Annotated in this window: 17 protein-coding genes and 1 pseudogene; 14 read left to right on the top strand and 4 right to left on the bottom strand. The window is 59.6% G+C overall.

The window, feature by feature from the left end:
* Positions 1–231: 231 nt before the first annotated feature.
* The 4 genes from HBR93_RS24670 to HBR93_RS24655 form a co-directional block, all read right to left on the bottom strand.
* Positions 232–972 carry a YciK family oxidoreductase gene (locus tag HBR93_RS24670; protein ID WP_169961298.1) on the bottom strand — a complete coding sequence of 247 codons (741 nt, stop codon included), beginning with the start codon at positions 970–972 and terminating at the stop codon, positions 232–234.
* Positions 973–1,109: 137 nt separating this feature from the next.
* Complete coding sequence (gene mupP / locus HBR93_RS24665; protein WP_169961297.1) at positions 1,110–1,781, bottom strand: N-acetylmuramic acid 6-phosphate phosphatase MupP; 672 nt, start codon at positions 1,779–1,781, stop codon at positions 1,110–1,112.
* Between the two features lie 4 nt (positions 1,782–1,785).
* A complete protein-coding gene (gene ubiG, locus HBR93_RS24660; protein WP_169961296.1) occupies positions 1,786–2,484 on the bottom strand; it encodes a bifunctional 2-polyprenyl-6-hydroxyphenol methylase/3-demethylubiquinol 3-O-methyltransferase UbiG in 699 nt (232 codons plus the stop codon).
* A gap of 63 nt (positions 2,485–2,547) precedes the next feature.
* Complete coding sequence (locus HBR93_RS24655) at positions 2,548–3,879, bottom strand: TRZ/ATZ family hydrolase (protein ID WP_057958895.1); 1,332 nt, start codon at positions 3,877–3,879, stop codon at positions 2,548–2,550.
* A gap of 109 nt (positions 3,880–3,988) precedes the next feature.
* Here HBR93_RS24655 and mtnA point away from each other — a divergent pair, with 109 nt between their 5' ends.
* The 14 genes and pseudogenes from mtnA (at position 3,989) to HBR93_RS27100 (ending at position 26,162) form a co-directional block, all read left to right on the top strand.
* Positions 3,989–5,065, top strand: a complete 1,077-nt coding sequence (gene mtnA, locus HBR93_RS24650) for an S-methyl-5-thioribose-1-phosphate isomerase (protein ID WP_169961295.1) — start codon at positions 3,989–3,991, stop codon at positions 5,063–5,065.
* A 149-nt stretch (positions 5,066–5,214) separates the two neighbouring features.
* Positions 5,215–10,146, top strand: coding sequence for a membrane-targeted effector domain-containing toxin (locus HBR93_RS24645; RefSeq protein WP_169961294.1), 4,932 nt, complete (start codon positions 5,215–5,217; stop codon positions 10,144–10,146).
* Between the two features lie 332 nt (positions 10,147–10,478).
* Complete coding sequence (gene gyrA, locus HBR93_RS24640) at positions 10,479–13,133, top strand: DNA gyrase subunit A (protein WP_057439222.1); 2,655 nt, start codon at positions 10,479–10,481, stop codon at positions 13,131–13,133.
* A gap of 227 nt (positions 13,134–13,360) precedes the next feature.
* A complete protein-coding gene (gene serC / locus HBR93_RS24635) occupies positions 13,361–14,446 on the top strand; it encodes a 3-phosphoserine/phosphohydroxythreonine transaminase (RefSeq protein WP_057439234.1) in 1,086 nt (361 codons plus the stop codon).
* Positions 14,446–15,540, top strand: coding sequence for a prephenate dehydratase (gene pheA, locus HBR93_RS24630; RefSeq protein WP_025113086.1), 1,095 nt, complete (start codon positions 14,446–14,448; stop codon positions 15,538–15,540). The genes serC and pheA overlap by 1 nt, the downstream gene beginning before the upstream one ends.
* Positions 15,541–15,549: 9 nt before the next feature.
* Positions 15,550–16,662: a histidinol-phosphate transaminase gene (hisC, locus tag HBR93_RS24625; protein ID WP_169961293.1), complete on the top strand. Its 1,113-nt coding sequence runs from the start codon at positions 15,550–15,552 to the stop codon at positions 16,660–16,662.
* A 28-nt stretch (positions 16,663–16,690) separates the two neighbouring features.
* Positions 16,691–18,901, top strand: coding sequence for a bifunctional prephenate dehydrogenase/3-phosphoshikimate 1-carboxyvinyltransferase (locus HBR93_RS24620; protein ID WP_346266856.1), 2,211 nt, complete (start codon positions 16,691–16,693; stop codon positions 18,899–18,901).
* Positions 18,898–19,587: a (d)CMP kinase gene (cmk, locus tag HBR93_RS24615; RefSeq protein WP_057439220.1), complete on the top strand. Its 690-nt coding sequence runs from the start codon at positions 18,898–18,900 to the stop codon at positions 19,585–19,587. Before HBR93_RS24620 ends, cmk begins: the two co-directional genes overlap by 4 nt.
* Before the next feature lie 121 nt (positions 19,588–19,708).
* A complete protein-coding gene (rpsA, locus tag HBR93_RS24610) occupies positions 19,709–21,403 on the top strand; it encodes a 30S ribosomal protein S1 (protein ID WP_029298694.1) in 1,695 nt (564 codons plus the stop codon).
* A 329-nt stretch (positions 21,404–21,732) separates the two neighbouring features.
* Positions 21,733–22,029, top strand: coding sequence for an integration host factor subunit beta (ihfB, locus tag HBR93_RS24605; RefSeq protein WP_032888918.1), 297 nt, complete (start codon positions 21,733–21,735; stop codon positions 22,027–22,029).
* Between the two features lie 25 nt (positions 22,030–22,054).
* Positions 22,055–22,288, top strand: coding sequence for a lipopolysaccharide assembly protein LapA domain-containing protein (locus HBR93_RS24600; protein ID WP_057439219.1), 234 nt, complete (start codon positions 22,055–22,057; stop codon positions 22,286–22,288).
* 345 nt (positions 22,289–22,633) lie between these two features.
* Positions 22,634–23,902 (top strand): Wzz/FepE/Etk N-terminal domain-containing protein, encoded by a 1,269-nt coding sequence (locus tag HBR93_RS24595; RefSeq protein ID WP_169961291.1) that lies wholly within the window; start codon positions 22,634–22,636, stop codon positions 23,900–23,902.
* 53 nt (positions 23,903–23,955) lie between these two features.
* Positions 23,956–25,492: pseudogene (locus HBR93_RS24590) on the top strand (IS3 family transposase).
* A gap of 256 nt (positions 25,493–25,748) precedes the next feature.
* Positions 25,749–26,162 carry a metallophosphoesterase gene (locus HBR93_RS27100; protein ID WP_346266855.1) on the top strand — a complete coding sequence of 138 codons (414 nt, stop codon included), beginning with the start codon at positions 25,749–25,751 and terminating at the stop codon, positions 26,160–26,162.
* The last annotated feature ends 35 nt before the right edge of the window (positions 26,163–26,197 follow it).

Genomic DNA, 26,197 nt, shown 5'->3' with positions numbered 1-26,197 from the left:
CCGAGCCTAGGCGAGGTGCCGAGTGGTGGGGCAAGAGCCCTTTTGGTTACTTTTGGGGCTCTTTTCCAAAAGTGACCCGCTGTAAGAGCGGAACCAATAGCCGCCATGACCGCAGCAACGGATATGTACACAACCCCAGAAAAGAGTTGTGTAGATCCCTGTACCTAAGGCCATCGCGGGCAAGCCCACTCCCACACAAGCCCCACAATGGCGTAATGTCATGTCCGAAGATTATTGCGCGTCGAACGCCTGCCCATTGATCCCCGAGCTGTCCGGGCCCATCAGGTACAGGTACACCGGCATGATCTCTTCCGGCAGCGGGTTGTTGGTCGGGTTTTCCCCTGGGTAAGCCTGGGCACGCATGCTGGTCCGGGTAGCGCCGGGGTTGATGCTGTTGGCGCGCACTGCCGCCACGGTGTCGAGTTCATCGGCCAGGGTCTGCATCAGGCCTTCGGTGGCGAACTTCGACACGCCATAGGCGCCCCAGTAGGCCCGGCCCTTGCGCCCGACGCTGCTGGAGGTGAACACCACCGAAGCATCCTGGGACAGCTTGAGCAGGGGCAGCAGGGTGGCGGTCAGCATAAACATGGCGTTGACGTTGATATGCATGACGCGCATGAAGTTCTCGCCCGACAGCTGTTCGATCGGCGTGCGCGGACCAATGATCGAGGCGTTGTGCAGCAGCCCGTCGAGATGGCCGAATTCTTTTTCGATCATCGCCGCCAGCTCGTCGTATTGATGGGGCAGGGCGGTTTCCAGGTTGAACGGGATCACCACCGGCTGCGGGTGGCCGGCGGCTTCGATTTCATCGTAGACCTGGGCCAGGTTGGCCTCGGTCTTGCCCAGCAACAGCACGGTGGCACCGTGGGCGGCGTAGGTCTTGGCCGCCGCTGCACCAATCCCGCGGCCGGCGCCGGTGACCAGGATGACCCGGTCCTTGAGCAATTCTGGGCGTGCGGAGTAATCAAACATAATCGACCTCAACAAAAATTCAGTCTGAATGTGGGGCGGGCTCGCTCGCGATAGCGCAGTGTCAGTCAATAAAGCGGCAGCTGATTCACCGCTATCGCTGGCAAGCCAGCTCCCACATTGATCTCAGTGTTTCAGTGTCAGCAGCTGCAGAGTGCACTATCGAGCACCTTGCGCAGCTCCAGCGGGTGATCGACCACAACGTCGGCGCCCCAGTTGCGGGCGTTGTCGTCGGGGTGGATATAACCATAGGTGACGGCGGCGGTACGGGTCCCGGCGTCGCGGCCCGATTCGATATCCCGCAGGTCGTCACCCACGAACAGCACGCTGGCCGGGTCCAGGTCGAGCATCTTGCAGGCCAGGATCAGCGGCTCCGGGTCGGGTTTGCTGTTCTTTACGTGGTCCGGGCAGATCAGCAGCGCCGAGCGCTGGGCCAGGCCCAGTTGCTCCATGATCGGCTCGGCAAAGCGCAATGGCTTGTTGGTTACCACGCCCCAGATCAGCTTGGAGCGCTCGATGTCTTCCAGCAGTTCGGCCATGCCATCAAACAGCTTGCTATGGATCGCGCAGCCCTTGACGTAGCGTTCGAGGAACTCCAGGCGCAGCTCTTCAAAGCCTGGAGACTCCGGGTCCATGGAAAATGTCACGGCGACCATGGCCCGGGCGCCGCCGGAAATTTCATCGCGGATATGCTGGTCGTTGATCGGTGCAAGCCCGCGCTCGGCGCGCATGGCCTGGCAGATGGCGATAAAGTCCGGCGCGGTATCGAGCAGCGTACCGTCCATGTCGAAAAGAACCGCTTTCAACTTCACAGGCTTATTCCTCTCGCAGGGTCTGGATCATGTAGTTGACGTCGACGTCGCTGGCCAGCTTGTAGTGCTTGGTCAGGGGGTTGTAGGTCAGGCCGATGATGTCCTTGACGGTCAGCCCGGCCTGGCGGCTCCAGGCACCCAGCTCGGACGGACGGATAAACTTCTTGAAGTCATGGGTGCCGCGCGGCAGCAGCTTCATGATGTATTCGGCGCCGATGATCGCGAACAGGTAGGCCTTCGGGTTGCGGTTGATGGTGGAGAAGAACACCTGGCCGCCGGGCTTGACCATACGGAAGCAGGCACGGATCACCGACGATGGGTCGGGCACGTGCTCCAGCATCTCCAGGCAGGTCACCACGTCGAACTGCTCGAGCATTTCTTCGGCCAGGGCTTCGGCGGTGATCTGCCGGTATTCGACGCTCACCCCCGACTCCAGTTGATGCAGTTGGGCCACGGCCAGGGGCGCTTCGCCCATGTCGATACCCATCACCGTGGCACCGCGCTGGGCCATGGCTTCGCTGAGAATACCGCCACCGCAGCCCACGTCGAGGACTTTCTTGCCGGCCAGGTTGACCCGCTCGTCGATCCAGTTGACCCGCAGCGGGTTGATGTCGTGCAGGGGCTTGAACTCGCTTTCGCGGTCCCACCAGCGATGGGCCAGGGCTTCGAATTTGGCGATTTCGGCGTGGTCGACGTTACTCATGGGTAGTCCTCTAAATCCGATAAAACGTTTTGCCTGGCCAGGAATTTCGATCCGGGGCCGGCGTTATTCGTGGTGTCCGCTGATGCGCCGGCCCCAGGCAATGGCCGTGGCGCTCAGCTGTTGTTCATCCATGCGCGTCAGTTGCCGGTCGTCGAGCAGTTGCTTGCCGCCGACCCAAAGGTGTTTCACACAATCGCGCCCAGTGGCATATATAAGCTGTGACACCGGATCGTAGATCGGTTGCTGGGCCAGGCCCGAGAGGTCGAAGGCCACGATATCTGCAGCCTTGCCCACTTCCAGCGAGCCGATTTCCGTTTCCAGGCCCATGGCCCGTGCGCCGTTGAGGGTGGCCATGCGCAGCGCGCGATGGGCATCCAGGGCGCTGGCCGAGCCGGCGACGGCCTTGGCCAGTAGCGCGGCGGTGCGGGTTTCGCCCAGCAGGTCGAGGTCATTGTTGCTTGCCGCGCCGTCGGTGCCTACTGCCACATTGACGCCGGCCTGCCACAGGCGTTCCACCGGGCAGAAGCCACTGGCCAGTTTCAGGTTGGATTCCGGGCAATGGATCACACTGCTGTTGCTTTCTACCAGCAACGCCAGGTCTTCTTCGCTGATTTGGGTCATATGAACGGCCTGCAAGCGCGGGCCGAGCAAGCCCAGGCGTGCAAGGCGGGCCAGGGGCCGCTCGCCGTACTGTTCGACAGACTGCTGCACTTCACCGGCGGTTTCGTGGACGTGCATATGAATCGCGGCGTCCAGTTCCTCGGCGATGACCCGGACTTTTTCCAGGTTTGCATCGCTGACGGTGTAGGGCGCATGGGGGCCAAAGGCGATTTTGATCCGCGGGTGATGCTTGAGGTCGCCAAACAACTCCACGCCCTGGCGGATTGCCTCGTCGGCAGTGGCCGCGCCGGGGATCGGGAAGTCGAGGATCGGAATCGCAATCTGCGCACGCATGCCGCTGTTATGCACGCGCTCGCTGGCGACCTTGGGGAAGAAGTACATGTCCGAGAAGCAACTGATGCCGCCTTTGATTTGCTCGGCAATTGCCAGGTCGGTGCCGTCGCGCACGAAGGCCTCGTCGACCCACTTGGCTTCGGCCGGCCAGATATGCTGTTGCAGCCAGGTCATCAGCGGCAGGTCGTCGGCCAGGCCGCGAAACAGGCTCATGGCCGCGTGGCCGTGGGCATTCACCAGGCCCGGGCTCAGTAGCACCCCCGGCAACTCGCGCACTTCATGGGCCGCCAGCTTCAGCGCCTGGTCGCGCGGGCCGATAAACGCGATGCGCCCATCGCGAATGCCCAGGCCATGTGCCTTGAGCACCACGCCCGCAGGTTCGACCGGTACCAGCCAGCTTGGCAGCAGCAATAAGTCGAGCGGGGCGGCGGGTGGTGTCATAGCGAGCATCGTCCGGGGCGGTCATATAAAGAGGGCGAAGTATACCCGAGCGCCCTGGCGGGCGGATCGCTATAATCGGCGGCTTTTGTTGATGAGTACGGGGTGATGGATGCGCGATCGACTGTTGGCAGCAGAGAAAGTGAAGGCCATAGAGTGGCGTAATGGCGCACTGCACCTGCTCGATCAGCGTGCGCTGCCATCCAGGGAAAGCTGGGTGACATGCGCGACGGTCGACGAGGTGGCTGCAGCCATTCGCGCGATGGTGGTGCGCGGCGCGCCGGCGATCGGCATCAGTGCCGCCTACGGCCTGGTGCTCGCCGCCCGTGAGCGCATCGCCGAGGGCGGTGACTGGCAGGCGTCGTGGGAAGAAGACTACGCGCTGCTGGCCGACTCCAGGCCCACCGCGTCGAACCTGTTCTGGGCCCTCAAGCGCATGCGCGACCGCCTCGACCGCCTCAAGAACCACGCCGACCCATTGGCGGTGCTGGAGGCCGAAGCCATCGCGATCCATGAAAGTGACCGCGAAGCCAACCTGACCATGGCGCAACTGGGCGTCGAGTTGATCCGCAAGCACCAGGGCAATGCTCAGGCCATCCTGACCCATGGCAACGCGGGGGCATTGGCCACCGGCGGTGTTGGTACTGCGCTCGGGGTAATCCGTGCGGCGTTTCTGGAAGGCATGGTCGAGCAGGTTTATGCCAACGAAACTCGCCCCTGGCTGCAAGGCTCGCGGCTGACCGCCTGGGAATTGGCGGGCGAGGGTATCCCTGTCACGGTGAATGCCGACTCGGCCGGTGCGCATATCCTCAAGACCAAGGGCGTGACCTGGGTGATTGTCGGCGCCGACTGCATCGCGGCCAATGGCGACGTGATCAGCAAGATCGGCACCTACCAGTTGGCGGTGTGTGCCATGCACCACGGCGTGCGCTTTATGGTGGTGGCATCCAGCTCTACCCTGGATTTGATGATGGCTACTGGCGATGACGTCGCCCTCGAAGAGCGGGATGCCGGCGAGTTGCTGGAAGTCGCCGGGCAGCGCTTTGCCGCCGATGTAGCGGCTTTTAACCCGGTATTTGACGTGACCCCGGCCGACTTGATTGACGTGATCGTGACTGAAAAAGGCATCGTCGAGCGCCCGGATACGGCCAAATTGGCAAAGTTGATGTGCCGCAAGCGTCTGCATTGAGGCGGTCAGTAGTACAAGTGTAAGGCCGTCTGGGCGAGGGGTTCTCGCAGGATGGTGATCAATGTCACGGCATTTCTGAGTGTGGGCGTCAGCGCCCGCGAGCATGACGATGTGGCCGTGGCCCATGATCACCTTCGGGGCACCTATTCATGTCTACCGTTACATCTGCTTCCATGCCTGACCCGCTCATTGACGACCGTGAGTTGATGGGCGTCCTTCCAGTGCCCAGCCGGGCCTGGCATCTGCAACAGCTGCAAGCCGAGAGTGCATTCTGCGAACGCCTGGTGCGGCACCAGCCGTCGCTGGCGCGCATCAGTGGCGAAGCGTTCCAACAGGCGCTTGATCGCCAATTTCCCGAGCTGGAAATCGACCCTGATACGGTGTGGCTGCTGGAGGAGCTGCCATCCGGTGTCACGCCGCGTTCAATGACCCAGGCGATGCAGGAGGCCCTGGTGTCAGGCGCGGCCCCGCTCGACTCATCCATAAACGGTTTTTCTGCGATCAACCCTGCAGCGGGCCATCAGAGCCTGCTCGATATTGATCCTGAAACGTTCGTCGAGGTGCTCAATCAGCATCTTCAGGGGCTGTTCGAACATTTCCGCCAGCACCTGGGTCGGTTCTGGTACAACCCTGTTCGCCAAGGCAATGAGTTGACCTCGCGTGACACCTGGCTGCGTTATCGCCAGGGTGAACTGGCGGCAGAAGCGGCGTTACGCAGGGCCGATAACCTGGCGGATCCGACGGTTGGGCTCACGGCCGATGGCTGGGCCCTGGCGCGCAGCCTGCTTGCCGAGCAGTCCCAGCCTGCGAGCGACCCGCCCAAGGTGGCAATGTTTCGCCTGGTGCTCAGAGGCGCGGGCCAGGATATCAATCTGTCGGCTGCGTTTGTGTTGGCGTGGCGGGGAGGGCTGACCAAAAGTCGGCCGGTGCTGCTTTATACCCCGCAGCGCGGCCTGGAGGAGTTTGCCTGCGACTCTGCGATATTGGCCGCTCTCAGCTTGCGGCAGGCAGTCGCGGGGGAGCGCGATGAAATCCTCGTAAACGTTGCGCAGCCTGAGCGCGAGCAAGTGCTTGCCTTGCGCCGGGAGCGGCGCGCGTATTGGGGGCTGGTGGGGATGCTCCCGGATGCCCGGGGTTCTCTGCTGGGGCAGGTCCTGGACGAGCAACTGGCCCAGCAACGGGTCAATGCGCGCGCCGCTTTTTTGCCCGTCCGGTCGGGGATTGATACCCGGGTTGCGCAGGTGCTGGCGCTGCCCACAGGCTTGCCGGGGGACCTGCTCCGGCGCCCGCTTCGCCCTGATACGTTGCCGGTGGTGCCCTCTGCTGGCATTGCCGTGGGCGACCAGCAACAGAACCTGATACGGCAGATAAACAAGCTAAACCGCTTGACGGGGCAATTGCTTGCGGGCGCGCCCGGGTTTGATGGGTTTTTCCAACAGCAGTTGAAAACACTGTTCCCCAGCTTCAGCGGGAAGATCAGCCCCTTGCAGATCTATTTCACCCGTTCTCGAACCGATGGGCGGCCATATGCGTCCCAGACGCTGGAATCGCTGCTCGATACGCTATGGGAGGGCGGTGGTACTGACGACTATGCGGACGGCGCGTTTTACGTAGAACCCAATACCCTGGATGAAGGTTACAGGCTGCAGCAGGTCGGCACGCCGAGCAGCCTGGTGATGACGCTGAAACAACAATTTGCCGGGCTGCTGGGCGAATTTTGGAGTACGGCTCAGCGCGACCAGGGCGCGCCCGTCGATTTGCTGACGCGGGTGCGCAAGCAAATACTGGCGACCGAATCGGCCTTGCGCACGATGGATGGCACTTTGACCTCGTCCCATCGGCAACTGATCGACGAGGTATTGAAATACCCCACTGCTGTCGCCCGCGAGCTGGCGTTTCCCCTTGCGCAACGCCCCCGGATCTACAGTCTGACTTTGACCGGCGGGGAGCGATTTGCCACGGCGTTTATGCTTAGCCCGGACAGTGTCAGCCCGCCCAGCGGGCCGCTGGTGTTGTGGACGGTTGCCCAGGGATTTGAGGCGTTTTCGAGCCTGGCCTGCCTTAATGCCGAGGTGGGGCGGCGCCTTGACGAGGGTGCGCCCGAAGGTCTCCTGTTGGCCGGCGGCCTGCCAGCCGATGTGCGTGGCCAGCAAACCGGCCGTTGGACGGGGCGGCTTGCGCTCGTCCCGGAGGTAATAGAAGGCGATTTTGTCGCCCACGGGGTTGAAGCCTTGCTGAGCAAACAGCAGCGAGATCTGCGCCTGGTGCTTGAGGCTGATAATCGCCTGCGCCCTGGAACGGTGGACAGAGTCATTGACCTGGCACCCCAGTTGGATACGGCGCCAGCTTTTGTAGTGCGTAACCAGTTGTTGGAAGAACAGGCCGCGCCGGGTTGGCAAAAGGCGTTGGCGGCAACGGATCGGGAGCGCTTGCAGGAGGCGGCGCTGGCCGCGCAGGAAAAAAACCAGGCTCTGGCAGCGTTGCTTGAGGGCCTTGAGTCGTTGCACGGATATGCCAGGCAGAAGCTCAGAGGCAGGCTGCGAGATTTTTTGGAGGCGCGTGGTTTGCCCGGTTCTGCAGTGGAGCAGATCGATCCGGACAAGATCATCGTCGTGCGCACCGAGGCTGTTCGGGTTACCTATGTATCCCAGCCGGGCGTGACGCCGCCTGTTGAAAGCGTGTACGTCGAACGTATGGGCTTGACTGAGCTGACCCTCAAGAACCTCAAACCGTGGGAAGGGAGCATCGCCTGGACGTCGAGGGTCAATATCGAGGCGTCCCTGACGTATGCCGACGGGCGACGTGTGTTCGACGTGCGTGGCGAGGCGCTTAAGCTGTCGCGCGAGACGATTGAGCGCTGGGTAAAAGAAATCGATGCCGGTCATCATTATTGCGAGGACGTTCTAAAGAAAACATTCGCGCCGCCTGCCACCTCGGCGGCGGCCGAGCGGCTGGCACAGGCATGGATGGCGGGCCAGGCTGCCACGTTGGAGTATGCAGCCCAGTCGGCACGGCTCAATCCAGCCATCTATAAAACGGTATTAACGGCTGACCCTGCGAAAAAACGTGCGCAGCAATGGGTGGAGGCGGTGCTGGCGGCATGGGCACCCGCTGCTCGGCCTCGGGTGGAGGGGCGGGCGGTCGTGGCAAATATCCTGATGTTAGGGGTGCCTGACGCCGAGCCTGAGCGCGGGGGGAGCCAGTGGGTGCAGGGGTTGGTCGTGATCTCGACCGCAGAAGATGCCGAGCGGGTGCTTTATGCACCCAATGCGCCCGACGGCCTGGACTTGCGGGAGTTGGCCGGAGATAGCGAGCTGATAGCATTGCTCGGCAGGCCGCAGTGGCGGGCCTATCTCCTGGAGCGACTGTGCGTAAAGTCCCAGCAAGTGATTGAAAGCCTGGTCTCGTCGGGTTTGAAATATCAGCTTTTCGCTGAGGGCCTGGCGACTTTTTTCCTCAGTGGCGTGAAGCCACTGGAGCGTCTGCCGCCCTTGAATGTGCAGTTGGTGCCTTGTCGATCGTCCCTGCTGCAAGCCCTGTACTACTTGCAGGTTTTTCGCTTGGTAGAGCTTGCGCAGCGCGGTGCCAATACGAATGCGCAAGTCAGTCGTCAATCGACCTTCAATAAGTTGATGTTTGGGGTCGAGGTGGCAGGGATGCTGCTGGATATGCTGCCCTGGGGGCTTCATTGGGGCTCTTCGATCCCGCGGCTCTGGAGCCGGTTGGCGCACTCTGCGGTGGGTAATTTTCGGGCGCGCGGTCAGGCTATTCCGGGGCTGGTTCTGCGTGATGGGCCTGGTGGATGGCGTCTGAGTATGGATGCTGTAATTGAGGGGGGCGAGGTGCTCGGTGTCAGGCCCCTGGCGATCCGCAGTGCGTTTTTCAGCCCGCCGGCAGTGCCTGCGCGGTCCCTTCTACAGGCGTCGCGCCCGCCAACGCCAGCCTCGCTCATCCCCGAGGCGTGGAAGGCCAGCGCCGTGCCTCGCGACGAAGCGGCCGTGTTGCTCCGAGGTCTGGAGCCTAATGCCAAGGGTATTTACCGCACCCAGGCGGGTGAGTACTTGATTCGCCCGGTGGATAGGCAGGGCAATGCAGTGATATTGCGCATAAAAAGCGATTTCAAGCTCTACGGCGAAGGCGGTTTGACCGTACAGGTCATTGATGCCCAGCGGCGCACCGAGGTGGGTTTTCTGCGCTCCGGCAGGTCTGGGCACTGGCACTCGATCGGGGTCAGGGGCGCGGGGAAATCCGGCTCGAAACTCTCGATGGAATTGCCTGTGGAGGAGTATCTGACAACAGATCAATACAGATTCAACAGCCACGGTTTCCACGGTTTACCTGCTTCAACGGTCGATTACTATGACGCCTGGTTTGTTCGGGATCGTCGGCGATTCTTCGAGACGGTGCAGATACCTCCTCGGCCCGAGGCGCTTTCTCTGGGGGCGTCGGCCACGGTGGATGATCTGATTCGCGGGTGGCCGGAATCGGTGCAAGGTTTGGTGCTGGGGGAAAACCATGCGGAAAAAGCCAGTGTCACGTTTCTGACCGATAAGATGCAGGCGCTTTATGATCGCGGCTTTCGCACGCTGTACATCGAGGGTAGCCATGCCACCGGGTCGCCCATGCTATTGGTTTCGCCCGGTTCGGTGAGTGCGCGCAGCGTGGTGTCAAGGAGGGCCCAGGCCTGTGGCCTGAGGGTGCGTGGACTGGATGATGACTATTTGACGCTGCGCAGGGATCGCTACACCGGCAGGCCTTCGATTGATATGTCGAGCCGGATTGAAGACATGAATTACTTCGCTGTTCGTCAGATTCAGGCTTATCACCCAGAAGACGGCGGCCGATGGATCGCGTGGGTGGGAGCAGCCCACATGAATACCACCGACGGCGTGCCGGGAATTGCCGAGCTTACCGGGGGGATTGGCGTGCGCATCAGCGACGCCAGGGCCGGGCAGCCCACGGTTCTCAGGGCGCCGGGCAGGCGCGGATGGTTTTCAGGGGCGGCTGCGCCGGATGTGGAAATTGAGTTGGATGTCACCCATTCTCCTGCGCGTCGGCCTGAAGGGCCTGACAATTTATAGGCCTATTGGCGTTTGCGCGGCGAAATACAGCCAATTGCGGGCTCAATTGCGAGGCCGTTGGGTCTCTGAGCGCCTCTCGGCTCCATTCAGCCTGTCACTGGTCAACTAACTACACTCCATGCGCATCAGGGGGATAGGTGCGTGGCGGCGATTGTGATAACATTCGGCGGTTTCCAGGGTCGCCCCGAGGGGCTACCTATAACGTGCAGATCCGTGTCATAACTCGTTGATTTGTCGTAAGTCGTTGTCAGGCACTTTGCCGGCAGCGGCGAGCTTCGTTCGTCTCATATGGACGCGACGAGGTTTCACCCGAAAAAGGAATCAGGCTTCTCATGGGCGAACTGGCCAAAGAAATCCTCCCGGTCAATATCGAAGACGAGCTGAAACAGTCCTACCTCGACTACGCAATGAGCGTAATTGTCGGGCGGGCACTGCCTGATGCGCGCGATGGCTTGAAGCCCGTGCACCGGCGTGTGCTGTTCGCGATGAGCGAGCTGGGTAACGACTGGAACAAGCCGTACAAGAAATCTGCCCGTGTTGTCGGTGACGTGATCGGTAAGTATCACCCTCACGGCGACACTGCGGTGTACGACACCATCGTACGGATGGCCCAGCCATTCTCCCTGCGCTACCTGCTGGTAGACGGCCAGGGCAACTTCGGTTCGGTGGACGGCGACAACGCCGCAGCCATGCGATACACCGAAGTACGCATGACCAAGCTGGCGCACGAGCTGCTGGCCGACCTGCATAAAGAAACCGTGGACTGGGTGCCGAACTACGACGGCACCGAAATGATCCCGGCGGTCATGCCGACCCGTATTCCCAACCTGTTGGTCAACGGCTCCAGCGGTATCGCCGTGGGCATGGCCACCAACATCCCGCCACACAACCTCGGTGAAGTCATCGACGGTTGCCTGGCGCTTATCGACAACCCTGAGCTGACCGTCGATGAGCTGATGCAGTACATCCCCGGCCCGGACTTCCCGACCGCCGCAATTATCAACGGTCGCGCCGGCATCATCGAAGCCTATCGTACCGGTCGTGGCCGCATCTATATGCGCGCCCGTTCGATGATCGAAGACATCGACAAGGTCGGTGGCCGCCAGCAGATCGTCATCACCGAGCTGCCTTACCAGTTGAACAAGGCGCGTCTGATCGAGAAGATCGCCGAGCTGGTTAAAGAGAAGAAACTCGAAGGCATCACTGAACTGCGCGACGAGTCTGACAAAGACGGTATGCGCGTGGTGATCGAGCTGCGTCGTGGCGAAGTGCCTGAGGTGATCCTCAACAACCTCTACGCCCAGACCCAGCTGCAAAGCGTGTTTGGTATCAACGTCGTGGCCCTGATCGACGGTCGCCCGCGCATCCTGAACCTCAAGGATCTGCTGGAAGCCTTCGTCCGTCACCGTCGCGAAGTGGTTACTCGCCGTACCGTGTTCGAACTGCGCAAGGCCCGTGAGCGTGGTCACATCCTGGAAGGCCAGGCGGTTGCGCTGTCGAACATCGACCCGGTCATCGCCCTGATCAAGGCTTCGCCGACGCCGTCGGAAGCCAAGGAAGCACTGATCAAGATGCCTTGGGAATCCAGCGCGGTAGTAGCGATGGTTGAACGTGCCGGTGCCGACTCGTGCCGTCCGGAGACCCTGGACCCGCAATACGGCCTGCGCGATGGCAAGTACTTCCTGTCGCCGGAACAGGCCCAGGCTATCCTGGAACTGCGCCTGCACCGCCTGACCGGCCTCGAGCACGAAAAGCTGCTGGCCGAGTACCAGGAAATCCTCAACCAGATCGGCGAGCTGATCCGCATCCTCAACAGCGCCGTGCGCCTGATGGAAGTGATCCGCGAAGAGCTGGAAGTGATCCGCGCCGAATACGGCGACGTGCGCCGCACTGAAATCCTTGATGCGCGCCTCGACCTGACCCTGGGTGACATGATCCCGGAAGAAGAGCGCGTGGTGACCATTTCCCACGGTGGCTACGCCAAGACCCAGCCGTTGGCTGCATACCAGGCCCAGCGTCGTGGTGGTAAAGGCAAGTCGGCGACGGGCGTCAAGGATGAGGACTACATCGCTCACCTGCTGGTAGCCAACAGCCACACCACGCTGCTGCTGTTCTCCAGCAAGGGCAAGGTGTACTGGCTCAAGACCTACGAGATCCCGGAAGCGTCCCGCGCCGCCCGTGGTCGTCCGCTGGTCAACCTGTTGCCGCTGGACACTGATGAATACATCACCACCATGCTGCCGGTCGAGGAATACACCGAAGGTCACTTCATCTTCATGGCCACCGCCAAGGGCACTGTGAAGAAGACCCCGCTGGAATCCTTCAGCCGCCAGCGCAGCGTGGGCCTGATCGCCCTGGAGCTGGACGAAGGCGACGTACTGATTTCCGCAGCCATTACCGATGGCGAGCGTGAAGTCATGCTGTTCTCCGACGGCGGCAAGGTGACACGCTTCAAGGAATCCGACGTGCGTGCCATGGGCCGTACCGCCCGTGGTGTGCGCGGCATGCGTCTGCCGGAAGGGCAGAAGCTGATTTCCATGCTGATCCCGGAAGAAGGCAGCCAGATCCTCACCGCTTCGGCCCGTGGTTATGGCAAGCGTACCGCCATCGGCGAGTTCCCCGAGTACAAGCGTGGCGGCCAGGGTGTTATCGCCATGGTCAGCAACGATCGCAACGGCCGCCTGGTCGGCGCGGTCCAGGTGCTCGATGGCGAGGAAATCATGCTGATTTCCGACCAGGGCACCCTGGTACGTACCCGTGTTGATGAAGTGTCGAGCCTGGGCCGTAACACCCAGGGCGTGACCTTGATCAAGCTGGCCAGCGACGAGACCCTGGTGGGTCTGGAGCGTGTCCAGGAGCCATCGGAAGTCGAAGGCGAGGAGCTGGAAGGCGAGGAATTCGATGGCGAGGTGATCGCAGCCGGCGATGACAGCGTCGACGAGCCAACCCTCGATGCTGCCGCAGACGAAGAAGAACCGCAGGAATAAGCGGGCAACCAAGGGGGCGGATGAAGATTCGCCCCCTTGTTATTTGTCCCCTTTGAAAATTTGCAATACTGCGCATTCCCTTGTGGGAGCGGGCTTGCTCGCGAAGGCGGTGTATCAGTCAGCGCATGTGTGGCCTGACACGCCGCCTTCGCGAGCACGCCCGCTTCCACATGGGGTTATGTGTCGAACACGAATTATGTGACCACCAGATCAGAGCGAGATTGGATGTGAGCAAGAGAGCCTATAACTTCTGTGCTGGTCCCGCGGCACTTCCTGAAGCAGTCCTGCAGCGTGCGCAGGGTGAACTCCTCGACTGGCATGGCAAAGGCCTCTCGGTCATGGAAATGAGCCATCGCAGCGATGAGTTCGTGTCCATTGCCACCAAGGCCGAGCAGGATCTGCGTGACCTGCTGGACATTCCGTCGGACTACAAGGTGCTGTTCCTGCAGGGCGGCGCCAGCCAGCAATTTGCCCAATTGCCGCTGAACCTGTTGCCCGAAGACGGGACTGCCGACTATATCGACACCGGTATCTGGTCGCAGAAGGCCATTGAAGAAGCCTCGCGCTACGGCAATATCAACGTGGCCGGTACGGCCAAGCCTTACGATTATTTCGCTATTCCAGGCCAGAACGAGTGGAAGCTGTCCAAGGACGCGTCCTACGTTCACTACGTGCAGAACGAAACCATCGGCGGCCTGGAATTCGACTGGGTGCCTGAAGTGGGTGATGTCCCGTTGGTGTGCGACATGTCCTCGGACATTCTCTCGCGCCCGATGGATGTGTCGCGCTACGGCATGATCTACGCCGGCGCACAGAAGAACATCGGTCCAAGCGGCATCCTGGTCAACATCATCCGTGAAGACCTGCTCGGGCGTGCTCGCTCGGTGTGCCCGACCATGCTCAACTACAAGGTCGCGGCCGACAACGGCTCGATGTACAACACCCCGCCGGCCTTTGCCTGGTACCTCTCGGGCCTGGTGTTCGAGTGGCTCAAGGAGCAGGGCGGTGTGGCTGCCATGGGCAAGCTCAACGAAGAGAAGAAGCGCACCCTGTACGACTTCATCGACGCCAGCGGCCTGTACAGCAACCCGATCAACCTGAGCGCCCGCTCGTGGATGAACGTGCCGTTCCGCCTGGCCGACGACCGCCTGGACAAGCCATTTTTGGCCGGTGCCGACGAGCGTGGCCTGCTGAACCTCAAGGGCCATCGCTCGGTAGGCGGCATGCGCGCCTCGATCTACAACGCCGTCGACATCAATGCCATCAAGGCGCTGGTGGCCTACATGGCAGAGTTCGAAAAGGAACACGGCTAATGTCTGAGCAAGAACTCAAGGCCCTGCGTGTGCGCATTGACGCCCTGGACACCAAAGTCCTGGAGCTGATCAGTGAGCGGGCGCGGTGTGCCCAGGAAGTGGCGCGGGTCAAGATGGCCTCCCTGGCTGAAGGCGAAGTGCCGGTATTTTACCGTCCGGAGCGCGAAGCCCAGGTGCTCAAGCGCGTGATGGAGCGTAACCAGGGGCCGCTGGGCAATGAAGAAATGGCGCGCTTGTTTCGTGAGATCATGTCTTCGTGCCTGGCCCTTGAACAGCCCTTGAAAGTGGCTTACCTCGGCCCCGAGGGGACCTTCACCCAGGCGGCGGCCATGAAGCACTTCGGTCACGCAGTGATCAGCAAGCCGATGGCCGCCATCGACGAAGTGTTCCGTGAAGTGGCCGCTGGCGCAGTGAATTTTGGTGTGGTGCCGGTGGAAAACTCCACCGAGGGCGCAGTCAACCACACCCTCGACAGCTTCCTTGAACACGACATGGTGATCTGTGGCGAAGTCGAGCTGCGTATTCACCACCATTTGCTGGTGGGTGAAAACACCAAGACCGACAGCATCAGCCGCATTTACTCCCACGCCCAGTCCCTGGCCCAGTGCCGCAAGTGGCTGGATGCCCATTACCCGAATGTCGAGCGCGTGGCGGTGTCCAGCAACGCCGAGGCGGCCAAGCGGGTCAAGGGTGAGTGGAACTCGGCGGCGATTGCCGGGGATATGGCGGCTGGCCTGTACGGCCTGACGCGCCTGGCCGAGAAAATCGAGGATCGCCCGGATAACTCCACGCGCTTTTTGATGATCGGCAACCAGGAAGTGCCTCCAACCGGCGACGACAAGACCTCGATCATTGTCTCCATGAGCAACAAGCCTGGCGCGCTGCATGAACTGCTGGTGCCGTTCCACGACAACGGGATAGACCTGACACGCATCGAGACGCGTCCTTCGCGCAGCGGTAAATGGACCTATGTGTTCTTTATCGACTTCGTCGGCCACCACCGTGATCCGCTGGTCAAGAGTGTGCTGGAGAAAATCAGTCAGGAAGCCGTGGCACTCAAGGTGCTGGGCTCTTACCCGAAAGCGGTTTTGTGAGGCTTTGACATGAGTGGCAACTTCCTCGCCCTGGCGCAGCCGGGCGTGCAACAACTCTCGCCTTACGTTCCGGGCAAGCCTGTGGACGAGTTGGCGCGCGAGTTGAATCTGGATCCGGCGAAGATCGTCAAGCTGGCGAGTAATGAAAACCCGTTGGGCCCAAGCCCCAAGGTGCTGGCGGCGATCCGTGAAGAACTGGCGGAGCTGACCCGTTACCCCGACGGTAACGGCTTTGCGCTCAAGTCCCTGTTGGCCGAGCGCTGCCGGGTCGAGTTGAGCCAGGTCACCCTGGGCAACGGTTCCAACGACATCCTGGAGCTGGTGGCGCGTGCCTATCTGGCCCCTGGCCTGAACGCGGTATTCAGTGAGCACGCGTTTGCGGTGTATCCGATTGTCACCCAGGCGGTCGGTGCCGAGGCGCGGGTGATTGCGGCCAAGGACTGGGGGCATGACCTGCCGGCCATGCTGGCGGCCATTGATGCCCAGACCCGCGTGGTGTTTATCGCCAACCCGAACAATCCGACCGGTACCTGGTTCGGTGCCGACGCGCTGAACGAGTTCCTGCAGGATGTGCCTGAGCATGTGCTGGTGGTGTTGGACGAGGCTTACATCGAGTATGCCGAGGGCGGCGACCTGCCCGACGGCCTGGACTTCCTTGCGGCCTACCCGAACCTGCTGGTATCGCGCACCTTCTCCAAGGCCTATGGCCTGGCGTCGCTGCGGGTCGGCTACGGGTTATCCACAGCCGTCGTCGCGGATGTGCTGAATCGCGTGCGCCAGCCGTTCAACGTCAACAGCCTGGCATTGGCGGCGGCTTGTGCGGCGCTCAAGGATGCCGAGTACCTGGAAGAAGGGCGGCGGATCAACGAAAGCGGCATGCATCAGCTGCAGCAAGGCTTCCGCGAGCTGGGTCTGAGCTGGATTGCGTCCAAGGGCAACTTTGTCTGCGTGGATCTCGCCCGGGAGGCCGCTCCGGTATTCCAGGGCCTGCTGCGCGAAGGCGTGATCGTGCGTCCGGTGGCCAATTACGGCATGCCGAACCACTTGCGCATCACCATCGGTTTGCCGGCTGAAAACAGTCGCTTCCTTGAGGCGTTGGCCAAGGTCCTGGCCCGTGGTTGATGTGATTGCAACGCAACCTGTTGTGCCTGTGATCGGTCGCCTGGTAGTGGTCGGTCTGGGATTGATTGGCGGCTCCTTTGCCAAGGGCCTGCGCGAAAGCGGCCTGTGTGGCGAAGTGGTCGGTGTGGACCTGGACCCGCAATCGCGCCAGTTGGCGGTAGAGCTGGGGGTGGTGGACCGTTGTGAGGCGGACTTGGCCGTTGCCTGCCAGGGCGCTGATGTCATTCAGTTGGCGGTGCCGATCCTGGCCATGGAGAAACTGTTGGCGCTGTTGGCCGGCATGGATCTGGGGCAGGCGATCCTCACGGATGTCGGTAGCGCCAAGGGCAATGTGGTGCGCGCTGCGCGCCTGGCGTTTGGCGGCATGCCGGCGCGGTTCGTGCCGGGGCATCCGATTGCCGGTTCCGAGCAGAGTGGGGTGGAAGCGTCCAACTCCCAGCTGTTCCAGCGGCACAAGGTGATCCTCACGCCGCTGGCAGAAACCGACCCGGCGGCCCTGGCCGTGGTGGATCGGCTGTGGCGCGAACTGGGCGCGGATGTCGAGCATATGCAGGTCGAGCGCCATGATGAAGTGCTGGCGGCGACCAGCCATCTGCCGCATCTGCTGGCCTTTGGCCTGGTGGATTCTCTGGCCAAGCGCAACGAGAACCTGGAGATTTTCCGTTACGCCGCCGGCGGTTTTCGCGATTTCACGCGAATTGCCGGGAGCGATCCGGTGATGTGGCACGACATCTTTCTCGCCAACCGCGAGGCCGTGTTGCGCACCCTGGACACCTTTCGCAGTGACCTTGACGCCTTGCGCGATGCGGTCGATGCGGGAGATGGGCACCAGTTGCTGGGCGTCTTTACCCGGGCGCGAGTGGCGCGGGAGCACTTCAGCAAGATCCTCGCGCGCCGGGCGTATATGGATGCTGCCGCCAATGCGGATGATGTGGTGTTTGTCGCCAATCCGGGCGGGCAGTTGAGCGGCAAGATCCGGGTGCCGGGGGATAAATCCATTTCCCATCGCTCGATCATGCTCGGGTCGCTGGCGGAGGGTATTACCGAGGTCGAAGGGTTTCTCGAGGGTGAAGATGCCCTGGCGACCCTGCAGGCGTTCCGCGACATGGGCGTGGTGATCGAGGGCCCGCACCATGGGCGGGTGACTATCCATGGCGTTGGCCTGCACGGCTTGAAGCCTGCGCCGGGTCCGATTTATCTCGGTAACTCGGGTACGTCCATGCGTCTGTTGTCCGGTTTATTGGCGGCGCAGCGTTTTGACAGCGTCCTGACCGGTGATGCCTCGCTGTCCAGGCGCCCGATGAATCGTGTGGCCAAGCCGTTGCGAGAAATGGGTGCGGTGATCGAGACCGGGCCCCAGGGGCAGCCGCCGCTGACTATTCGTGGCGGGCAGGTGCTCAAGGGTATGAATTACACGCTGCCGATGGCCAGTGCCCAGGTCAAATCCAGCCTGTTGCTGGCGGGGCTATACGCCGAAGGCCGGACGGCGGTGACCGAGCCTGCGCCCACCCGCGATCATACTGAGCGCATGTTGCGCGGTTTTGGTTGCCCGGTGGAGGTTAAGGGGGCGACGGCAGCGGTTGAGTCAGGTCATGGGTTGGTGGCAACCCGCATTGAGGTGCCGGGCGACATTTCCTCTTCGGCGTTTTTCCTTGTGGCGGCTTCGATTGCCGAGGGTTCCGAGTTGTTGTTGGAGCATGTGGGGATCAATCCGACCCGCACCGGGGTGATCGATATCCTGCGCCTGATGGGGGCAGACATTACCCTGGAAAACCCCCGTGAAGTGGGCGGCGAGCCGGTTGCAGACCTGCGTGTGCGCGCCGCACGGCTCAAGGGTATCGAGATTCCCCTGGCCCTGGTGCCCCTGGCTATCGACGAGTTCCCGGTGTTGTTTGTCGCCGCTGCCTGCGCCGAAGGGCGCACGGTATTGCGTGGCGCCGAAGAGTTGCGGGTCAAGGAGTCCGATCGCATCCAGGTGATGGCCGACGGTCTGCTGGCGCTGGGGGTGAAGTGTGTGCCGACCCCTGATGGGATTATCATTGATGGCGGCGGCATGACCGGTGGTGAGGTGCATGCCCACGGCGATCATCGGATTGCCATGGCATTCAGCGTGGCATCCCTGCGCGCCACTGCGCCGATTCGTATCCATGACTGTGCCAACGTAGCTACATCTTTTCCGAATTTTCTTACACTGTCTGCCCAAGTCGGCATGCGTGTTGCCCAAGAGGCTCAATTGTGAATATCAAAGCACCGGTGATTACCATCGACGGGCCAAGCGGCTCTGGCAAAGGCACTGTCGCGGGCCTGTTGGCCAAGCGCCTGGGTTGGTGCCTGCTGGATTCCGGGGCGTTGTATCGCCTGCTGGCTTTCGCGGCGCGCAATCACGGCGTCGACCTGACCAACGAAGCCTCGTTGGTGCTGCTGGCGGCGCACCTGGATGTGCAGTTCGTCGGTGCGACCGAAGGTCATGCGCTGCGCATTATCCTGGAAGGGGATGATGTGACGGATGATCTGCGCAACGAGCAGGTCGGCTCCTGGGCGTCCCAGGTTGCTGCGTTGCCTGCCGTGCGTGATGCATTGCTCCAGCGCCAGCGGGCTTTCCAGGAGCCGCCGGGCCTGGTGGCCGATGGTCGCGACATGGGCACCGTGGTGTTTCCCGAGGCGCCGCTGAAGATTTTCCTGACGGCCAGCGCCGAGGAGCGGGCGCGCCGCCGTTACTTGCAGTTGAAGGGCAAGGTGGATGGTGTTAGTCTGTCGAGTCTGCTAGATGAGATTCGTGCGCGCGATGAGCGCGACACCCAGCGTGCGGTAGCCCCGCTCAAACCGGCGGCTGACGCCATACAGCTGGATTCCACGGAATTGTCCATCGAGCAGGTGCTGGAACGCATCTTGAGTGAAATCGCCCTGCGCGATATCGCCGGATGACTTAGAGGAAGTGCAGGGGACCAGTCCTAGACCTGCGCTTCTTCTCTTATATGAACGTAACCCACACCGTCTGGGGTGTGGCAGATGGGCGTATTCTTCGCCCTTATCAACAGGAATTAAAATGAGCGAAAGCTTTGCGGAACTCTTTGAAGAAAGCCTAAAAACCCTGAATCTTCAGGCTGGCTCCATCATCACCGGTGTTATCGTTGATATCGATTACCAAGCTCGCTGGGTAACCGTTCACGCTGGTCTGAAGTCTGAAGCACTCATCCCGCTTGAGCAGTTCTACAACGACGCTGGCGACCTGACTATCAATGTCGGTGACGAAGTTCACGTTGCTCTGGACTCGGTTGAAGACGGCTTCGGTGAAACCAAGCTCTCCCGTGAAAAAGCCAAGCGCGCTGAATGCTGGATTGTTCTGGAAGCAGCCTTCGCAGCTGAAGAAGTGGTCAAGGGCGTTATCAACGGTAAGGTTAAAGGCGGCTTCACAGTCGACGTTAACGGCATCCGTGCGTTCCTGCCAGGTTCTTTGGTCGACGTTCGTCCAGTGCGCGACACCACGCACCTGGAAGGCAAAGAGCTCGAATTCAAGGTCATCAAGCTCGACCAGAAGCGCAACAACGTTGTCGTTTCCCGTCGCAGCGTCCTGGAAGCAGAGAACTCCGCCGAGCGTGAAGCTCTGCTGGAATCCCTGCAGGAAGGCCAACAAGTCAAAGGTATCGTCAAGAACCTCACCGATTACGGCGCATTCGTCGATCTGGGTGGCGTCGATGGCCTGCTGCACATTACCGACATGGCTTGGAAGCGCATCAAGCATCCTTCCGAAATCGTCAACGTTGGCGACGAGATCGATGTCAAGGTTCTGAAATACGATCGCGAGCGCAACCGTGTTTCCCTGGGCCTGAAGCAACTGGGTGAAGATCCATGGGTTGCTATCAAAGCCCGTTACCCAGAAAGCACTCGCGTCACCGCGCGTGTTACCAACCTGACCGACTACGGCTGCTTCGCAGAGCTGGAAGAAGGCGTGGAAGGCCTGGTACACGTTTCCGAAATGGACTGGACCAACAAGAACATCCACCCTTCGAAAGTCGTACAAGTCGGCGACGAAGTGGAAGTTATGGTTCTGGACATCGACGAAGAGCGTCGTCGTATCTCCCTGGGCATCAAGCAGTGCAAATCTAACCCATGGGAAGATTTCTCTGGCCAGTTCAACAAGGGCGATAAAATCTCCGGCACCATCAAGTCGATCACCGATTTCGGTATCTTCATTGGTCTGGACGGCGGCATCGACGGCCTGGTTCACCTGTCCGACATCTCCTGGAACGAAGTTGGCGAAGAAGCTGTTCGTCGTTTCAAGAAGGGCGACGAGCTGGACACCGTTATCCTGTCGGTTGACCCAGAGCGCGAGCGCATCTCCCTGGGTATCAAGCAACTGGAAAGCGATCCGTTCTCCGAGTACGTTCAAGAGAACGACAAGGGTGCAATCGTTAAAGGCATCGTGAAGGAAGTTGACGCTAAAGGCGCCATCATCACTTTGGGTGACGATATCGAAGCGACTCTGAAAGCCTCCGAAATCAGCCGTGATCGCGTTGAAGACGCGCGTAACGTTCTGAAAGAAGGCCAGGAAGTAGAAGCCAAGATCATCAGCGTTGACCGCAAGAGCCGCGTAATCCAACTCTCCATCAAGTCGAAAGACGAGATCGAAGAGAAAGAAGCAATCCAGAGCCTGCGCGACAAGCCAGCTACCTCTGACATTGCTTCGGGTCCGACCACTCTGGGCGACCTGTTGCGTGCACAAATGGAAAAACAGAACTAAGTTCTGTCAGACCATAGAAAAAGGGCGACTTCGGTCGCCCTTTTTTGTGTCTGGAATTTGGGTTTTGCCCTTGGGTGCGATTGGTCTGCGCAATGGGGGCGGCCTGAGGCTGCGTACGGGCTGGGGGTTGCTGATTCCGGCACTGACAGCGGTTTGTCAGTAAGACGTCTGCTGTGGCTTCCTGGGGGCTATCTGCTGTTATCGCGGATTCTGTGAGGGTTGCCATAGTTTGCGCAAGATAAGTCAAGCCACAGGCTGTTCAAATTCATCTGGTCATGCTAAAACCTTCGGAGCGCTTTTCCTAGCTGCTTGAAAAAGAAGGGAAAAATATGACGAAGTCGGAGTTGATCGAACGAATTGTCACCCATCAAGGGCTGCTCTCATCCAAGGATGTGGAGTTGGCCATCAAGACCATGCTTGAACAAATGTCCCAGTGCCTGGCCACGGGTGACCGAATAGAGATCCGCGGCTTTGGCAGCTTTTCGCTGCACTACCGCGCACCACGCGTGGGCCGCAACCCAAAAACCGGCCAGTCGGTCAGCCTTGACGGCAAATTCGTGCCCCATTTCAAGCCGGGCAAGGAATTGCGTGATCGAGTGAACGAAGACGAAGAAGACGGCGTCTGAGCTTTTTTGGGGATAGGAGAAGTTTATGCGCGGTGTTAAGCGCGTCGCCCTGGTACTGATAGTGCTGATCGTCGCCTTGGCGATCCTGGCATTCGTACTGGAAAACCAGCAAGACGTCGCCCTGGCGTTCTTGGGGTGGTCTACGCCGGAGCTGCCGGTGTCGGTGTTTGTGACGTTGGCGTTGATTGTTGGGATGTTGGTGGGGCCGGTCCTGAGCCTGCTGATCCAGTCCAAAAAGCGTCATAAGCCAGCGTTGTAGGTTGATTAGTGGTGGAGACCGTCTGTCGCCTGTAGCGCACGCTGGTTCCCCGGACTGCGATGCGTTGAGCACTGCTCTGTCGTCAGGAAGTAGCGGCTTTAGGGCTCCCTACAATCATCTATCCTGCAATTTGGTCGCGAAATAGGAATTGCCTTACAGGCATGTCAAGCCTTGCAATGTTACGGCGAGATGGCAAAATGCAACCTGTTCTCGATTCCAGTCATTTTGTGTGTCCAGAGCCTGGCAGCGACGCTGGGTTTATTGGCCGCCCTTATAAATATAAAAAAAACACAAGATCGTCTGCATAACGAGCCCGCAGTTTCTCTTTGAAGGCAGGTTTTTGTTGTGAGTAGTAGCTTCCGCGCGCCCCCTGTTCCCCCGTCCGGCGAGATCGATCTCGTTGCTTTGTTTAATATCGTTTGGCGGCAAAAGAAGCTCCTTGCGGCGGTGACTATTGGTGTTGGCTTGGTGGCCGCCGCCTATGCGTTTCTAGCGACTCCCGAGTACCGGGTCAGCACCGTACTTCGACCCGCGGCGCTCAATGAACTGGATGCGTTGAATCGCTCCGAGGTTTATCAACTTCCTCCTCCGGACGCGCTGCTCAAGGTGGGTGCATCCCTTGAATCGTACGATACCCGCCTGGCTTTTTTCAGGGCTAATCAAAATCTGTTCAAAGAGTTCGAGCGACCAGGCCGGACCTTGGAGCAGAGCTTTGAAGAGTTCAATCGCAATGCGATCAAGTTGGTTTTGCCAGACGCCAGCAAGAAAGATTCCTTGAGTGCGTATATCAAGCTCGAAATGAACTATCCGAAGGGCATTGATGGCGTCGCTATTCTCAATGGATTTGTTGATTACGCCATCGCTAACGAGCGTGAGCAGATTGCTGCTGACTTGCAGGTAATTGTTAAGAATCGGCTCAATGAACTTAAAGGAAAACTCGATTCCGCTCGGTCAAGCTATGATATTGAAAAGGAAGCCAAGATTGCGTCTTTGCAGGAAGCCGACTCTACCCGGCGGGCTCAGTTGCAGGATGAGTTGAGGGCGCTTCGCTCACAACTTAAAACCCAGCGTAGCGATCGAATGGCCCAGCTCAATGAAGCTATTGGTATCGCCCGGTCACTGGATATCCAAAAACCGACGACGCCATCTTCGTTGGGTGAGTCGTTACGTTCTGGTGCTTCCAGCGTAATGCGCACTGAGATCAACAACCAACAGATCCCGCTTTACTTTATGGGTGTAGAGGCCCTAAAAGCCGAACTGACAGCCTTGCAGCAGAGAAAATCGGACGACTTCACTGAGGCTCGAATAGCGCAGATCGCCAAGGAGCTTCAAATGTTGGCGACCAATCGCGAAATCGAAGTGCTCAATCGCCGAGAGAATGAAGATATTTTTCTTGCCGGCGTGCAGCCTCTGCGTGCAGAGGTAACTCGTCTTAATAATCTGAATATTGATATGAGTCGGCTTAAGCTGGTGGTCATTGATCAGCAAGCGCTGGAGCCTTTGTCTGCCGCCAAGCCAAATCGACTGTTGGTGGTTACGCTTGGTCTACTCTTGGGAGCCGTTATTGCAGTATGCATAGCGCTTGTTCGACATGCCCTCCAAGTGGCTCGTTAACAGCAGGTTGTTGGGGGATGCGGCGGAAAACTTGGACTACCTGGAGGTAGTTCATGTATTCATACGAAGACCGCATCCGAGCGGTCGAACTCTACATAAAAGTGGGCAAACGCATCGGGGTGACGATTCGTTAGCTGGGCTACCCGACGAAGAACTCTTTAAAGAGCTGGTATGCAGAGTATGAGCGATGCCTCGACTTGGCGCGTGGCTACAAGACCTCGAAGTCGAAGTACTCATTGGCCCAAAGGGAAAAGGCTGTCGAGTACTATCTCGAACACGGTCGCAGCATCGCCGCTACCGTCACGGCGCTGGGCTACCCGGCACGGGATTCGTTGCGTGCCTGGATTTACGAATTGCACCCCGAGTTGCATACGCGTGTCGTTGGCCGATCTGACGGGTTGGCCCGCCCGCCAGCGATGAAGCATGCAGCGGTCATCGCGCTGTGCACGCGAAAAGAAAGTGCGAAAGCCCTGGCTGAAAAACTAGGCGTATGTAGGCCGACCTTGTACAACTGGAAAACCAGCTACTCGGCCCAGAGGTATCTGCATCCATGAAACGCCGACTAGACGCCCCATCGTCATCGGAGCGAGAAGAGTTGGAACGACAACTCGAATCTCTCAGGCTCGACGTGCGCCGTCTGCAGCTTGAACACGACCTGTTGATGAAGGCGAATGAACTCATAAAAAAAGATACGGGCATCGACCGGCAGATACTGACCAACCGGGAGAAGACATTGCGGCTGATGCGCTGAGGCAGACATACTCCTTGTCAGAGTTGCTTGAAGCGCTGGGCTTGGCCCGAAGTTCCTATTTCTACCATCGAGCCCGAATGCAGGTGGCGGAAAAATACACCGAAGTGCGTCGTGCCATGACAGACATCTTCGAGCGCAATCATCGCTGCTATGGCTGCCGACGGATGAGGGCTTCGCTGAGCCGGCAGCGCGTGCGTTTGTCAGAGAAGGTGGTGCAGCGTTTGATGAAGCAGGAGTGCCTGGTCGTCGCCAAGCCAAAACGGCGTCGATACGGTTCCTACCTCGGGGAGATCAGTCCCGCGCCGGAAAATCTCGTCAACCGGGACTTCACAGCTGTTGCTCCGAATGAGAAATGGCTGACTGACATCTCGGAGTTCCAGATCCCAGCCGGCAAGGTGTACCTGTCTCCAGTCATCGACTGCTTCGATGGGAAGGTTATCAGTTGGTCGATCGGCACGCGTCCCGACGCCGAGCTCGTGAACACGATGCTGGATGCCGCTGTCGAAACGGTGGCCGGCATCGATAAACGGCCTGTGGTTCACTCCGATCGTGGCGCGCACTACCGCTGGCCCGGCCGGTTATCTCGCATCGCTGATGCGAAGCTGATTCGGTCGATGTCGCGCAAGGGCTGCTCACCTGATAACGCGGCTTGTGAAGGCTTCTTCGGCCGGCTGAAAACGGAGCTGTTCTATCCTCGCAACTGGCAGTCAACGAGCATCGAGCAGTTCATTCAAGCCCTTGACTCATACATCCGCTGGTACAACGAGAAACGCATTAAGATTTCCCTCGGCGCTCTCAGTCCCGTTGAGTATCGTGAGAGCCTGGGCTTCGCGGAATAACCAGTCCAAGTTTTTGTCCGCATCCCCACTGGGTCAGTTTTCGGTCAGCGGCAACAATAACCAAACTTTGGCATTTTTGTGCCACTAAAATAGCCAAACATTGGCATTCTTATGCCAGAAAAATGTTAAGTGAGCTATTTATGTGCCACAGGTAGATAAATATGGGGCACCGCGACTGGGATCAGGTGGTGACTTTGAATGTGGGGTTCATGGAGCGCTTACGAACAAAACCGGTTGAGATTTTGTAGTCGGTGACATCCACGGATGCTTCAAATTCTTAACATATCTTTTAAACAAAACCGGTTTTAATAAAAGCGCCGATCGGATTTTCTCCGTGGGCGACCTCATTGACAGAGGACCCGACCCCATCGACGTCATGGATTGGCTGCAGGAGCCATGGTTTCATGCCGTTAGAGGTAATCACGAACAGATGCTCATCGACTGTGTTTCTGGCAAGGGGGACGTTGCCAGGCATTCTCGCAATGGTGGGGCATGGCTCTATGAACTACCGTCTATATTCCAACAAACACTGTCTGATGCATTGCAAAGTCTCCCTCTAATAATTGAGGTTGATTTAACGAATGGACGAACAATTGGTATTGTGCATGCTGAAGCGCCGATTATACATAATAATGACAAATGGCAGAATGCAAAAGACACTATTTTATGACCGTTTAGCTTTAGAAAAAGAACGGTATGCCAGAA

Origin of the sequence: Pseudomonas sp. WS 5411, assembly GCF_012985595.1 — a bacterium.
Taxonomy (GTDB): domain Bacteria; phylum Pseudomonadota; class Gammaproteobacteria; order Pseudomonadales; family Pseudomonadaceae; genus Aquipseudomonas; species Aquipseudomonas shahriarae.
Note: the sequence above shows the minus strand (reverse complement) of the source record. Positions and strands in the feature narration are given on the sequence as shown.

Bases quoted from the DNA above. Each gene is read 5' to 3' on its own strand.
- HBR93_RS24670 (WP_169961298.1), bottom strand. From the start codon at position 972: ATGTTTGATTACTCCGCACGCCCAGAATTGCTCAAGGACCGGGTCATC.
- ubiG (WP_169961296.1), bottom strand. From the start codon at position 2,484: ATGAGTAACGTCGACCACGCCGAAATCGCCAAATTCGAAGCCCTGGCC.
- HBR93_RS24655 (WP_057958895.1), bottom strand. From the start codon at position 3,879: ATGACACCACCCGCCGCCCCGCTCGACTTATTGCTGCTGCCAAGCTGG.
- mtnA (WP_169961295.1), top strand. From the start codon at position 3,989: ATGCGCGATCGACTGTTGGCAGCAGAGAAAGTGAAGGCCATAGAGTGG.
- HBR93_RS24645 (WP_169961294.1), top strand. From the start codon at position 5,215: ATGTCTACCGTTACATCTGCTTCCATGCCTGACCCGCTCATTGACGAC.
- gyrA (WP_057439222.1), top strand. From the start codon at position 10,479: ATGGGCGAACTGGCCAAAGAAATCCTCCCGGTCAATATCGAAGACGAG.
- pheA (WP_025113086.1), top strand. From the start codon at position 14,446: ATGTCTGAGCAAGAACTCAAGGCCCTGCGTGTGCGCATTGACGCCCTG.
- hisC (WP_169961293.1), top strand. From the start codon at position 15,550: ATGAGTGGCAACTTCCTCGCCCTGGCGCAGCCGGGCGTGCAACAACTC.
- rpsA (WP_029298694.1), top strand. From the start codon at position 19,709: ATGAGCGAAAGCTTTGCGGAACTCTTTGAAGAAAGCCTAAAAACCCTG.
- ihfB (WP_032888918.1), top strand. From the start codon at position 21,733: ATGACGAAGTCGGAGTTGATCGAACGAATTGTCACCCATCAAGGGCTG.
- HBR93_RS24600 (WP_057439219.1), top strand. From the start codon at position 22,055: ATGCGCGGTGTTAAGCGCGTCGCCCTGGTACTGATAGTGCTGATCGTC.